The organism is Pseudomonas sp. B21-009 (assembly GCF_024749345.1).
Classification (GTDB): domain Bacteria; phylum Pseudomonadota; class Gammaproteobacteria; order Pseudomonadales; family Pseudomonadaceae; genus Aquipseudomonas.
In genome coordinates, this window is record NZ_CP087199.1 from 2,683,404 (window position 1) to 2,696,566 (window position 13,163).

General features: G+C 64.0%; 8 protein-coding genes. 2 read left to right on the forward strand and 6 right to left on the reverse strand.

The features are described from left to right. Positions 1-19: 19 nt before the first annotated feature. The 5 genes from LOY34_RS12260 to LOY34_RS12280 are packed head-to-tail and all read right to left on the reverse strand — an operon-like array spanning position 20 to position 4,875. Positions 20-1,042 (reverse strand): polysaccharide biosynthesis/export family protein, encoded by a 1,023-nt coding sequence (locus tag LOY34_RS12260; RefSeq protein ID WP_045198770.1) that lies wholly within the window; start codon positions 1,040-1,042, stop codon positions 20-22. Positions 1,043-1,064: 22 nt separating this feature from the next. Next, entirely contained in the window at positions 1,065-1,712 is a 648-nt protein-coding gene (locus tag LOY34_RS12265) for a CpsD/CapB family tyrosine-protein kinase (RefSeq protein WP_045198772.1), read from the reverse strand. Beyond that, entirely contained in the window at positions 1,713-2,459 is a 747-nt protein-coding gene (locus LOY34_RS12270) for a sugar transferase (RefSeq protein ID WP_045198774.1), read from the reverse strand. Continuing rightward, positions 2,456-3,526: an NAD-dependent epimerase gene (locus LOY34_RS12275; RefSeq protein ID WP_258664929.1), complete on the reverse strand. Its 1,071-nt coding sequence runs from the start codon at positions 3,524-3,526 to the stop codon at positions 2,456-2,458. Before LOY34_RS12275 ends, LOY34_RS12270 begins: the two co-directional genes overlap by 4 nt. Continuing rightward, a complete protein-coding gene (locus LOY34_RS12280; protein ID WP_093383285.1) occupies positions 3,523-4,875 on the reverse strand; it encodes a UDP-glucose/GDP-mannose dehydrogenase family protein in 1,353 nt (450 codons plus the stop codon). The genes LOY34_RS12275 and LOY34_RS12280 overlap by 4 nt, the downstream gene beginning before the upstream one ends. A 405-nt stretch (positions 4,876-5,280) precedes the next feature. Here LOY34_RS12280 and LOY34_RS12285 point away from each other — a divergent pair, with 405 nt between their 5' ends. Continuing rightward, complete coding sequence (locus tag LOY34_RS12285; RefSeq protein ID WP_195883930.1) at positions 5,281-6,990, forward strand: sulfatase-like hydrolase/transferase; 1,710 nt, start codon at positions 5,281-5,283, stop codon at positions 6,988-6,990. Between the two features lie 85 nt (positions 6,991-7,075). Next, positions 7,076-12,166, forward strand: a complete 5,091-nt coding sequence (locus LOY34_RS12290; RefSeq protein ID WP_195883931.1) for a dermonecrotic toxin domain-containing protein — start codon at positions 7,076-7,078, stop codon at positions 12,164-12,166. A 33-nt stretch (positions 12,167-12,199) separates the two neighbouring features. Here the strand turns inward: LOY34_RS12290 and LOY34_RS12295 are convergent, their stop codons facing one another. Beyond that, positions 12,200-13,159, reverse strand: coding sequence for a LysR substrate-binding domain-containing protein (locus tag LOY34_RS12295; protein ID WP_045198779.1), 960 nt, complete (start codon positions 13,157-13,159; stop codon positions 12,200-12,202). Positions 13,160-13,163 lie beyond the last annotated feature (4 nt).

Below are 13,163 nucleotides of genomic sequence, written 5' to 3' on the forward strand. Positions count from 1 at the left end.
CTCGGATACCCGCCTGGAATTAGTTGTTGTCGCTGTCTTTGTTGTCAACGCGATAACCGAAGCTGAAGCCGACCCCCTGGAACAGCACCACGTCAGCCAGTTGCCGGGCCAGGTCGCCGGCGCTGGCGAGCTTGGTCTTGGGCACGTAGAGCATGTCGTCCGGCTGCAGGTAGGCGACTTGCGCGGCGCTGGCATCCAGGGCCTTGTCGACGTTGTAGGGCACGGCCTGCACCTGGTTGCCGTTGCGGCGCATGATCACCACCGAGTCGAGCCGCGCCTTGACGTTCGGGCCACGCGCCAGGGTCAGGGCTTCAAGCACCGACACCGGGCGGCGGATCGGGTAGGCGCCGGGCTGGCCGACTTCACCCAGTACGTAGATCTCGTTGACGGCGGTGGACTTGAGCATCACGTCCACGGTCATGCGCCCCGGCAGGTCGGCGTAGCGCTTGTTCAGGTAGGTTTGCAGCTGGGTGACAGTCATGCCCTGCAGCGGCACCGAACCGATTTCCGGGAAGCTCGCCTGGCCGTCGCTGCCGACGGTGATTTCGCGGCTCATGCCGGTGGCCGGGTGGTTGAGCGCGCTTTTGAGGTTCTGCTCGTTGGTCAGCGGGCTGATCACCTGCACGGTGACGTTGTCGCGCCCGGGCTGGAACAGACGCTTGTTGCGGTAGGCCTGCTGGATGGTGCGCCGGGCTTGGTCCGGGGTTTGCCCGGCAACGTTGACCGAGGTGTTGGCCCGCGGCAGTTCGATGGTGCCGTCGGGCAGCACCAGCTGGTTGCCGTTGAGCGAGCTGGCTGCCGGGAAGGCCAGGCCGACGGTGTCGCCGGACTGGATACGGTACGACGCCGAGCCGCTGGTGCTGATGTGGAAGATCACATCGAGCACGTCCTGCGGGCGCAGCACCTGTTCGCTGCGCGGCAGTTCGGCGTCCTGGGCGTTGGCGGCATTGGCGGTCATGATCTGTACCGGCATCTGCCGGGTGTCCTGATTGGCGCAGCCGGCCAGGGTCAGCAGGCACAGCGCGAACGTCGTGTATTTCATGTGAGGCTCCTGGTCTGCTGGCCTAAAGGTTGTTGTACAGCCACTTGGGCATGTAGTACTTGCGCCGGTTGAAGACGCTGCCGATCAGCCTGGCGCCGGCCTGGGTCAGGCGCTGGGCGGCGGCCTGGGCCACTTCCCAGCGGGTTTCCTCGGCGCACACGACGAGAATCACGCCATCGACCAGGGTGCCGATGATCAGGCTGTCGGCGCTGGCGTACACCGCCTCGCCGTCGATCACCACGAAGCGGTAGTGCTCGCCCATGTGCTTGAGCAGCACCCGCAGCAGGTCGGGGTTCAGGCGCTCCTTGCCGCGCTTGTAGGTGCCGGCCGGCAGCACGTCGAACGGCTGGTCGGACAGGCGCACGATGCAGTCCTGCATCAACGGCGGGGTGTCCTGGTCGAACATCAGGTCGTTGAAGCCGCGCAGCTTGTGCAGGCTCAACTGCTGGCTGAGGTTGTTGCCGCTGGGGCTGCTGTCGACCAGCAAGACCGGGCCGCCGCTCATCAACGCCAACTGGCTGGCAAAGGCCAGGGCGCTGGTGCTGGTGCCGCTGCCGGTGTTGGCAGCGGTCAGCAGCAGGATGCGCTGGTCTTCATCGAGCACCGTGGAGGTCAGGTTGGTTTCGCTCGGGGTGGCGATCGTCAGACTTCTTGAAGTAGAACCGTCCATTCAACTTGCTCCGTGGCCGCTGAAGACTTTGAAGGGAGTCTTGAAGAGGATCTTCAGATCCAGCATCAAGCTCTGTTCGTTGATGTAGCTCAGGTCCAGTTCGACTCGCTGGTCGAAGTCTATGTCGCTGCGTCCGGAGATCTGCCACAGGCCGGTCATGCCGGGGTAGATGCTCAGGCGGGCGAGGTGGTTGTCTTTGTAGCGATAGGCGTTGAACGAGGTGGGGCGCGGGCCGACCAGGCGCATGTCACCGAGCACCACGTTGAACAGGTTGGGCAACTCGTCCAGGCTGCTGCGCCGCAGCCACTGGCCGATCGGGGTGACGCGCGGGTCTTTGTCGATCTTGAAATCGATGGCATCGGCGCCGTGCTTGTTGAGGTGGCGCACCGAGTCCTTCAAGGCCTCGGCGTTGGCGACCATGGTGCGGAACTTGTACATGCCGAAGGCGCGGCCGCGATAACCGGTGCGTTTTTGCACGAAGAACACCGGGCCGGGGCTGCTGAACTTGACCAGCACGGCCAGGCCCAGCAGCAGTGGCGAAATGATCGCCAGAATGCACAAGGCACCAAAGCAGGCGACCACCCGGTTGGTGCGCGACAGGGTCCAGGGGCGCCCGCCGGCACGGCCGGTCAGCCAGCCACGGCCTTGCATGTGAATCGCCGCGTCGATGCGCTGGCGGTGCGCGGGGTCCATGCGCTTGTCTTGATACAGTGCCTGCAGTTGCGCACTTTTAGGTTGTCCTGTCATACCGTTCTCCGTTGCTGCGCGGGCAAGTGCCCGTTGACCCGCACCGCGTCCCGGTCAAGTTGCGGGTAGTACTGATGAAACCAGGCAATAAAACGCCCGAGCCCTTCATCCAGCGAAACCTGGGGGGTGAAGCCGGTGACCTGTTCCAGGGCGCTGGCATCGGCACAGGTGGCCAGCACATCACCCGGTTGCAAGGGCAGCAGCTCGATGCTGGCGCTGCGTTGCAAGTGTTTTTCCAGCAAGGCCACGTAGTCGGTGAGTTCCACCGGGCGCTGGCCGCCGATGTTGAACAGGCGCCACGGCGCGTGGCTGCTGGCCGGGTCCGGATGCTCGCGGTCCCAGGCCGGGTTGGCGGTTGGCGCCAGCGGGATCAGGCGTACCAGGCTTTCGACGATGTCATCGATGTAGGTGAAGTCGCGCTGGTGCTGGCCGTAGTTGAACAGCTGGATCGGCCGGCCTTCGGCAATCGCCCGGGCGAACTGGATCGGCGACATGTCCGGGCGGCCCCAGGGGCCGTACACGGTAAAAAAGCGCAGGCCGCTGGTGGGGATGTCGAACAGGTGGCTGTAGCTGTGGGCCATGGCCTCGTTGGCTTTTTTGGTCGCCGCGTACAGCGACAGCGGGTGGTCGACGGCATCCTCGACCCGGTACGGGGTGTGCTGGTTGGCGCCGTACACTGAGCTCGACGAGGCATACAGCAGGTGCTGCACCGGATGGCGGCGGCAGCCTTCGAGAATGTTCAGAAAGCCGCTGAGGTTGCTGTCGATGTAGGCCCGCGGGTTTTCCAGCGAGTAGCGCACCCCGGCTTGCGCCGCCAGGTGAATCACTACCTCGGGTTGCTCGCTGGCAAACAGCTCGGCTATGCCGGCGGCATCGTTGAGGTCGAGGCGGTAGAGGGTAAAGGCTTTGGCCTCAGCTTCGACCCAGCGCACCCGCGCATGCTTGAGCGCCGGGTCGTAGTAGTCGTTGAAGTTGTCCAGGCCGATCACCTGGTGGCCGTCGCGCAACAGCCGCAGGCTGCAATGGGCACCAATGAAACCGGCGGCGCCGGTGACCAGGATCTTCATGGCGCCGGTACCTCCGGCTGCACCTGGCGCAGGCCGATGCCACTGTAGCTCAGGCCGAAAGTGGCGACCTGCTCGGGGTTGTACAGGTTGCGCCCGTCAATGATCAGGCGGCTGCGCAGCTTTTTCGCCAGCAGGGCGAAGTCGACCACGCGAAAGTTTTTCCACTCGGTGCAGATCACCAGGGCGTCGGCGTCTTCCAGGGTGTCGTCGCGGGTGGCGCACAGCTGCAGGTCTTTGCGGTAGCCGTAGATGCGCCGGCATTCGGACATCGCCTCGGGGTCAAAGGCGCACACGGTAGCGCCTTCGGCCCACAGCGCTTCCATCAGGTAGCGGCTGGGGGCTTCGCGCATGTCGTCGGTGTTGGGCTTGAAGGCCAGGCCCCAGACCGCAATCGACTTGCCGGCCAGGCTGCCAGGAAAGCGCTGCTTGAGCTTGGCGAAGAGGATCTGACGCTGGCTGTCGTTGACTTCACTGACGCTTTGCAGCAGGCGCAGCGGCATGCCGCTGCGTTCGGCGGTGTGCAGCAGGGCGCGCAGGTCCTTGGGAAAGCACGAGCCGCCAAAGCCGCAGCCGGGGTAGATGAAGTGGTAGCCGATGCGCGGGTCGGAGCCGATGCCCTTGCGCACCGCTTCGATGTCGGCGCCCAGGTGCTCGGTGAGGTTGGCCAGCTCGTTCATGAAACTGATGCGCGTGGCGAGCATGGCGTTGGCCGCGTACTTGGTCAGCTCGGCGCTGCGGTTGTCCATGAACATGAGCTTTTCATGGTTGCGGCAGAAGGGCGCGTAGAGCTCGGCGAGCTGGTCGTGGGCCTGGTCATCGGCGGTGCCAACGATGATCCGGTCCGGACGCATGCAGTCGGCCAGGGCGCTGCCTTCTTTAAGGAATTCGGGGTTGGACACCACCCGCACCTTGAGCGCGCCCTTGCCCAGGCGCTGCAGTTCTTCGCCGGCCAGGGCGGCGACCTTGTCAGCGGTGCCGACCGGGACGGTGGACTTGATGATCAGGGTGCGATCGGCTTCCATCAGCCCGGCGATCTGCCGGGTCACCCCCAGGACATGGGAGAGGTCGGCCGAGCCGTCTTCATCCGGCGGCGTACCGACGGCGATGAAGATCAGTTCGGCGTGACTGACCGCATCACTGGCCTGGGTGCTGAACAGCAGGCGGCCTTCCTTGATGTTTTCTTCGAGCATGGCCGAAAGCCCCGGCTCGCTGATCGGCGGTACGCCCTGACGCAGTTGACTGATCTTGTGCGCATCGACATCGACGCACAAAACCCGGTGTCCTACGTCTGCGAGGGCCGCAGCTTGCACAAGACCGACATAGCCGGTGCCAAATACGCTCACGTCCATGTCGGCGTGCCTCGTATGGAGTAATGAGGATGAAACAGTGGTGTGATTTCGGTATAGCCCACCCGTGGGAAGTTGTGTCAATCAAATGGCATGTTTCGTCGGATTTACACTCGCTGTGATTTGGGCTTTTTGCTATCAAGCCGTTCTAAATCCGGGGGTTAGCATTGGTGAGCACTGGCCAATTGCCGCATCGCAAAACGATGAACGGTCGAAGCCCGCGATAAACAAGGCGTTTATGGATGTGGATGTTTCACGAATGCAACGCTTTCGCGTTTTTGAACTGTCAGAATTGGCACCGCCAAGTTGGGTCAAAAAACTGACGTTGTTCCGGTTTGCGCTTTGGGTGGCGACTGCTAACGTGTCAATGTCCGGGTGCTTGCAAGGTCAAAATTGGGCGAGGGGAAGATGTTCAAATACGTCAAGGAACTGCTGCTGGCGCTGTACCTGCTGAGCAATTACCCCTATTACCTGGAGCGCTTGCAGGCCATCGGCCTGAGCCCGGCGTTGCTGTTGTACCTCGGCGTCCTGGTGCTGCTGGTGCTGGCCTTGCTGCTGTGCGCCAACATCCGCCAGGCCTGGCTGCGCTGGGGCTTTGCCCTGGTGTTCAGCGCCAGCGCGGTGTTCTTCGATGCCTACACGCGCATTACCGCCGACTACCTGACCTACAGCGGTTTTATCTCGATGGTGTATTCCGGTGGTTTTATCGGCGAGGCCATCGAGCAGTACCACAGCGTGATCCTCCGGGTACTGGGCAGTTCGCTGCTGTTGCTGCTGGGCCTGGGGCTCAAGCCACGCCACCCTGTGCCCGGGCCCGGGGCGCTGCCGTGGGCGGCGCCGCTGCTGGGCATTGCCTTGCTCACGGCGATTCTGTTCGTGCGCGCCGGTGAAGGCGCGCGCGGCCTGCCGATCATGTACACGCCGCTGGCCTATGCCAACCTGATGCTCTACGAGTCGCTGCACGACAGCGTCGGCCCCCGTGAGCCGGTGACCCTGGCACGCAGCGGCCCGGCCCTGGCCCGCGACATCGTGCTGATCATCGACGAAAGCGTCTCGGGCAATTACCTGGACCTGAACACCGCCCATGGCGTGCGCAGCCAGCTCAACCAGGCCCGGCCCGGGGTGAGCATTTTCAATTATGGCTACGCCGCCTCGATCGCCAACTGCAGCTCCGACACCAACGTCACCCTGCGTTATGGCGGCACCCGCGACGACTACCTGCGCATCAACTCGACCCTGCCGTCGATCTGGCAGTACGCCAAGGCTGCCGGCTTGGGCACCGTGTACATCGACGCCCAGCGCACCGGCGGCAACCTGCAGAACCTGATGAACGCGGCGGAAAAACGCGACATCGACCAGTTCATCCAGTTCGACAGCACCCCGGTGCGTGATCGCGACATGGCCGCTGTGGCCAAGCTCACCGAGCTGCTGGCCGACGGCAAAGCGCAACTGATCGTGATCAACAAGGTCGGCGTGCATTTCCCGGTGCACGACAAATACCCCGACGACTTCATGACCTACCGCCCGGCCTTGCCGCGCGGGCAGTACACCGACATTACCGACACCGGCCGGCGCGACGGATTCAATGGCCAGCCCGAAGACTGGGTGCTGTACCGCAATTCGTACATGAACAGCCTGCTGTGGAACGTCGGCGAGTTCTTCAACCGCCTGTTCGCCAAGGCCGACCTCAGCCAGGCGGTGCTCATCTACACCTCCGACCACGGCCAGGACCTGCACGAGCGCGGCAACCCGGGGCTCAACACCCACTGCGACAGCAACCCGGTGGAGGAGGAGGGCCTGGTGCCATTGGTGGTGATCCAGGGCCAGGGCCTGCAGACCCTCGACTGGCAGGCGCAACTGGCAACCAACAAGGACCGTTCCAGCCACTACAACATCTTCCCCACCTTGCTGCAGCTGCTCGGCTACGACCCGGCCGGTATCGCCGCAGTGTACGGGCGCTCGCTGGTAGTGCCGAGCGCCGACCCGTTCAGCTTCAATACCCGCTTCAATGCGCGGCTGGGGGCCAAGCCGGTGTTCAAGCATATTGACCTGAGCGAAGTGGTGACCCCGGGGGCGGCCTTGCCGAATGCGCAGATGCCGGTGGGCCAGGCGGATTGAGCGGGTGAAGGCACTATTTATCTAGCTCCGCCGTCAACGGCGGTGCTGCTCTCCTGACAGCCCCCCACTGTCAGGAACTTTTCCAATGACACCTGCAAAGCCAAACCCTGCGTTGATTTTCCACCGCAACTTGATCGGCGCGGCGATTCCTGCCTGGGTCAGCCATCTGGCGGCCAAAGACTTTCAAACCCTGCTGCAGAGCCAGCAACTGCCGTCGGCGATAGAGCCGCAGCTACAGGCTGCGCTCAAGGCTTCGAGGGCTGCACGCCAGGCGCTGGCAGTGCAGCTTGCCGCGCTCAAGGGCATCAGCCAGTTCTGTGCACCACTGTTGGCCCGTTCATTACGTGAGGCCCATGGGCTGGAAGTGGATGTGCTCAAGGCGCAACTGCACCAGGTCGGTTTTGAAACCCTTGGCGGGCGTACCTTGCCCAAGGGCGCGACCCACAGCAGCAGCCTGCTTGAGGCGGCGCTGCAGAATTTCAGCGCCAACGAAGACCTGGGCCCTTTCAGCTACCTGGCTGACGCGCAAGGTCAAACCGTGAGCCTGAGCTGTGAGCGTTTCGTCGCCCTGTGTCGCGAACTCGACCTGGGTCGGCAGTATCAGCAGCACCTGGCCGAGGTGCTGCAGGGCCCCGTCAGGGCCGCCAGCATGACGGCAGCGACCCGGGCCGACTTCGTCGCGCAAGTGCAGCGGGCGCGAAGCTACGGTGAGATCACCGACGCAGTACAGGCGGCGTTGTTGCTGCTGGCCAATGGCGCTGCGCCCCGGCTCGATGGCAAAGCCGTGGTCTGTCGGCAGATCAGCGTGTTGGGCAGCGTGCTGGACGGAGCGCTGTTGATCGGCCCGGATCCGGCGGCGAGCAATGTCACTGAACGCTGTGTGGCCTGGATCGCCGGCGCGCCGCTGTACCCGATCAAGGAGTATTCCTCGACCAGCGCCTTTGCCCACGACCTGGCTACCAGCCTGCAAACTGACGATTACCGCCAGGCAATACTCAAATGTGTGCCCCAGGCCGAGCGCCCGGCATTTGTACGCGCCTTGAATCAGGCGCTGTACGTCGAACGCTTTGAGGGCGAGGAAAAAATCCGCCAGCCGATCCTCAACCCGCGCCTGAAGGTCGAGGAACATGCGCTCGACGGCGAGCTGTGGAGCCGCTTGCAGCGCCTGCAGGTGCGCAGGCTCAAGGCCAATGCCCGGGTACTGGCGGTGCCGACCGCCGATGAAGACCGCGCCGCGCGCCTGGCGCGTTTGCAGCATTGGCTGGATATCGGCCTGAATGTGCTCAACGCGGCGGCGTTTTTAGTCCCGGCGCTCAATCCGCTGATGCTGGCGGTGACCGGCGCGCAACTGATGGGCAATGTGTTCCATGGCGTCGAGGCCTGGGAAGCCGGGGAAACCGCCGAAGCCCTGGCGCAGGTCGAGTCGCTGGTGGTCAACCTGGGTTTGATCGCAGGGCTGGGGGTAGCCGGCAGCGCCGCCGAACCGTCGCTGTTTGTCGATGGTCTGGAGCGTGTCGAATTGGCCAATGGCCAAGTGCGTCTGTGGAAGCCCGACCTGAGCGGTTATGCAAGCCCGGTGCAACTACCCGAGGGCCTGGCGCCCAATGCCCTGGGGCAGTACGCGCTGAACGATCAGTTGTACATCCGCCTGGATGGCAAGCTGTACCAGCAACGCTATGATGCCGGTCTTCAACAATGGCGAATCAGGCACCCGGACAACAACGACGCCTTCGAGCCGCCGCTCAAACACTACGGTAACGGCGCCTGGCAGTTCCAGGGTGAACAGCCGCTGCATTGGGAGCGTGGCCAGTTGCTGCGGCGCATCGGCGTTCTGGCCGAGGGCCTGGACGATGCCAGCCTGGCACAGGCTGCCGACATCAGCGGGGTCGACGACGACGTGCTGCGCCACATGCATGTCGAGCAGGGGCCGCTTGCACCGCTGCTGGCCGATACCTTGCAGCGCCTGCAACTGGACCGGCGCATTACCCGGATGGTCGCCGATATCCGCAGTGGCGCGGCGCTGGAGGCGGGCATGACCTATCCGTTGGCGTTGCTGGTCGAGTTGCCCAAATGGCCGGCCAACCGGGTATTGCAGGTGTTCAGGGGGCCGGAGCTGTGGGGTGAATCGCAGACCTATGGACTGGAGCGCTGGCCCCAGGGTCACGCCTTCAAGGTGCTGGCCGCCGATGTGCGCAGCGGCAAGCTCGCCCAGGTGCTGTTGCAGGCCTTGAGTGAGGCGCAACGCAGCGAGCTGCTGGGTGAGCATTTGCCCGAGCAGGCACGCTTGCCGGCCTTGCGCGAGCAATTGGCCGATCTGGCAGAGCGCAAGCGCAGCGCGGTGTTCGACAGTCTGTACGCCAGTATCGAAAGCCCCCCCGGCCTGGGCGCCAGGACCTTGCAGCGTGACTTCGCCTCGCTGCCTGATTCGCTTGCCGAGGAAATTGTGCGGCACGCCACTGCCCAGGAGCGTGGGCAACTGACTGGCGAGCAAGCTCGCGTACCTAGGCGCTTGGCCGAAGAAGCCCAGGCCTATCAGCGCCAGTTGCGCCTCAATCGTGCCCTTGAAGGGTTGGTGTTCCCTGCAAGAATGGCCCTGGACAGCGAGCGCCTGGCACTGCAATTGCTCGCCGATTTGCCCGGCTGGAACAGCGGTATTCGCCTTGAGCTACACCAACAGACGCTGGCTAGCGCGGTGCTGGCCAGCGTCGGTGACAGCGAGGCAGAGCTGCGCTCGATACTCAAGTACGAGGGTGGCTATCGCGTTTTTGATGCCCGCGGTAATGAACTGGGGCTGAGCGATGACTTTTTTGCTGCGCTGTTACGCGCACTGCCCGACACCCTGCGCCAGTCGCTTGGGGTAGAGATCTACGAGCCCGCGCAACTGCGCCAGCATTTGACCCAGCAAGCCCTGGGCAATCGCGCCCGCTGTTCGACCCTGATCGGCCAGCAACCCTCGCGGCCCTGGTTGCAATCGCCGTTGCGCGTGGCCGACGGGCGCCGTGGCTACCCGCTGGGCGGCGCGGTGGGGACCTTGCGTTCCAGCGAATATCGCCGTTTGAGCGCCTTGTACCCCGAGTTGCGCGCCAATGAAATTACCGAGATCAAGAATCAGCTGCGAATCGCCAATGAAGACCTCGGTGCTGCGATCCAGGGCCTGGAAGATGAGTATCGCCAGCTCGGGCAAACCCTCGACAACTGGGTGGCGCAGCGACCCAGCGGTGGCGAGCGCGTGGACCGGGAAATGCTTCGTGACCGGTTGAAAGCTGCCTGGCGCCGTGTGGGTGGCGATCATAAACATGAACTGGATCTGTCTTCCTGGAGGCCTGACGGATTGCCATCGATCAATGTGCGCTTTCGTCATGTCACCCGCTTGTTCCTCAATCGAATGGAGCTGAGCGCCGTGCCGGAGTCTTTTCTTTCATCGTTTACCGAACTCAGGGAGTTGAGCCTGGAACACAACCGTCTGACGGAAATTCCCGCGACCCTTGGCAACCGAAGCAAACTGCGTGTGCTTAATCTGGAAGGCAACCAGATCAGCGCCAACGCGCGCATGTTCGAACCACTGCAAAACCTGCGGGCTTTGCGCTGGCTCAACCTTGCGGCTAATCAGATTTCCGTCCTGGCGGTTGAAGCTATCCATGCCCTGGGCACGCTCGACAGCCTGAGCACCCTGGGCCTGCGGGCCAATGGCCTGACACTGGATGCCGGGCAATTGCAGGCCCTGGCGGCCATCCCATTGCAGGAACTGGACCTTGGCCGCAACGCCATCGAGCTGGACGAGGCCGGGGCGGCTGCTTTTGCCGGCCTGGTGCGGTTGCGCACGCTCAACCTCACCGACAACCCTCTGGGCCGGGCCCCACGCCTGGGTAATCTCAGGGCACTGCAGCACCTGAGCCTGCGTGGCTGCCAAATCCAAGACTGGCCGCAAGGGCTATCAGAATTGATGCAGCCGCGCAGGCACGTTTTGCGCACGGTGGAGCTGAGCCGCAACGAGCTGACCGAGCTTCCCGACCTTGGCGCTACGGCCTTCGGCGCCGCGCTGCGTGCCGATGGCCAGCGCAGCCGCTGGCTACTGCTCAACCAGAACCCGCTCAGCGAGGCTGCTGTCAGCCACTTGCGCGGCCTTGGCATGCCATACAGTCGCAGTGGCAGCGGCCTGGCCGCCGGCTGGTTGCGTAAGGCAAGCGCCGAGCAGCAGCAACTGTGGGACAGCTTGTTCCCGGATGATGACACCCATCGGCCGCTGTTGCTGGTGCTCGACCGGGCGTTGGAGTCCAGCGAGGCCAGGTTCGATTTCAACAACATGTCAGCCAGGGTCTGGAAGCTGTTGCGTGCAGCGCAAGGTTCCGATCAATTGTTCAGTGATTTGCAAGCCATTGCCCAAGCGTATCCACCAACCTGTGGCGACGCCGGGGCTGATGGCTTTAGCGCCCTGGAAATCGAGCTACTGGTCTCGCACAAGGAGCAGCAGGCACGTGACCCGCTGCAGCGCACGACGGCAGTGGTGGAGTTGTACAAGCAGCTCTATCGCCGCGACCTGGTCAATTCCCTGGCCCAGCGTATCGGCCTGGCGCGTGATTTGCGTCGCGCCGGCATTCGCGCCGCTGCCCGGCCGCTTCCTGCCTTCGACCCGCTGGACAACCTCACTGACCAGGACCTGGAGCAGGAGGCCGATCCAGTGGAGATTCGCTTGAGGTTGCGTCAGAAACTGGCCGACAAGCTCGAGTTTCCCGAGCCCTCCAGCGGCATGCTGTTTGCGTACCGGGCCAGTGTTGACGCGCGTGTGATCAAGAATGTCGAGCGTGAAGTCCAGCGCCTGAGCAGCCAGGTAGAGGCCAGGCAGCAATGGATGGTGCTGCAACATGGCTGGAAGCGCTACTTGCGCAAACTGCACGGGCAGCGCTTTGCGACCTTCGAACAGCAATGGCGCGATGCCGCCGACTACCTGTTGAGCTGCCTGTACGACTGGCATGAGTTCGACGGGCCGCTGGCGCCCGAGGTGCGCAGTGCGCTGCAGCAGATCCTGCCCGATGCACCCGTGGACGGGCAGGGGCACCTGCAGCGTCTGGCACTGTCGGAAGGGCGCTACTTCACCGCTGAGCAGCAGTTGAAAGAAGTCAGCACTGCGGCCGAGCACGGCCTCATCCTCGAACTGACCCGCAGCAGCGAAAGCTAAGCGCCCTGAGCGGCCTTGCCTTGCGTCGCTGCACTATCGGCGCAAGGCAAGCGCACCGGCGTCCTGGGCATGCAACGCGCGAAAGCTTTCGGCTTCTTCCACCAGCCAGTCATGCACCGCCCGCGCCCCCGGGTGCGCCAGGCCACCGGGCGGGTACAGCAACACATAACGCTTGTGGTTGGCGATCGGCAGGCCGAACGGCACGATCAGCGCGCCGCGCTCCAGCTCGTCATTGAGCAGGGTTCGCCGAGCAATGGCCACGCCGATGCCGGCAATCGCCGCCTCGATGGTCAGGTGGTTGCGGTTGAAGGTGTGCCCACGGCGCACGTCCAGGCCACTGGCGCCAATGCCCTCGAGGTAGAACTCCCATTCGGCGTATTCCGAACTGCCGCGCCAGGCGGTGATGTCGTGCAGCAGCGGGTAATGCGCCAGGTCTGCCGGGCCATGCAGCGGCGGGCGGCCGCGCAGCAGGGAAGGGGCGCAGACCGGGAAGATCTGTTCGTCGAGCAGCGGTGTGGAATGCATGCCCGGGTAGCTGCCGTCGTTGAGGTCGATGGCCAGGTCGAAGTCGCCTTCGTGCAAGGCCTGGCTGCTGTCTTCGGCCACCAGGCGCAGCTGGATGTCCGGGTAGCGTTGCTGCAGGCGCGGCAGGCGCGGGGTCAGCCACTTGGCCAGAAACGACGGGATCGAGCGCAGGCGCAGGGTGCCGCGGATTTCGCCAGCGTCCAGGCGGCGCAACTCGGCATCGATGCTGCCATAGGCTTCGCCGACGGTCTGCGCCAGGCGCTGGCCTTCGGCGGTCAGCTCGACGCCGCGGGCGCGGCGCAGGAACAGGCGAAAGCCCAGGCGCTCTTCCAGTTGGCGGATCTGCTGGCTGACTGCGCCGGGGGTGATGTGCAGTTCTTCGGCGCAGCGGGTGAACGACAGGTGCCGCGCCGCACAGGCAAACACATGCAGCCAGACGTACATCTGGCCATTCATTTGTCGCTTCATCGTT

Coding starts and splice junctions, on each gene's coding strand:
- LOY34_RS12260 (WP_045198770.1), bottom strand. CDS start 1,042: ATGAAATACACGACGTTCGCGCTGTGCCTGCTGACCCTGGCCGGCTGC.
- LOY34_RS12265 (WP_045198772.1), bottom strand. CDS start 1,712: ATGGACGGTTCTACTTCAAGAAGTCTGACGATCGCCACCCCGAGCGAA.
- LOY34_RS12270 (WP_045198774.1), bottom strand. CDS start 2,459: ATGACAGGACAACCTAAAAGTGCGCAACTGCAGGCACTGTATCAAGAC.
- LOY34_RS12275 (WP_258664929.1), bottom strand. CDS start 3,526: ATGAAGATCCTGGTCACCGGCGCCGCCGGTTTCATTGGTGCCCATTGC.
- LOY34_RS12280 (WP_093383285.1), bottom strand. CDS start 4,875: ATGGACGTGAGCGTATTTGGCACCGGCTATGTCGGTCTTGTGCAAGCT.
- LOY34_RS12285 (WP_195883930.1), top strand. CDS start 5,281: ATGTTCAAATACGTCAAGGAACTGCTGCTGGCGCTGTACCTGCTGAGC.
- LOY34_RS12290 (WP_195883931.1), top strand. CDS start 7,076: ATGACACCTGCAAAGCCAAACCCTGCGTTGATTTTCCACCGCAACTTG.
- LOY34_RS12295 (WP_045198779.1), bottom strand. CDS start 13,159: ATGAAGCGACAAATGAATGGCCAGATGTACGTCTGGCTGCATGTGTTT.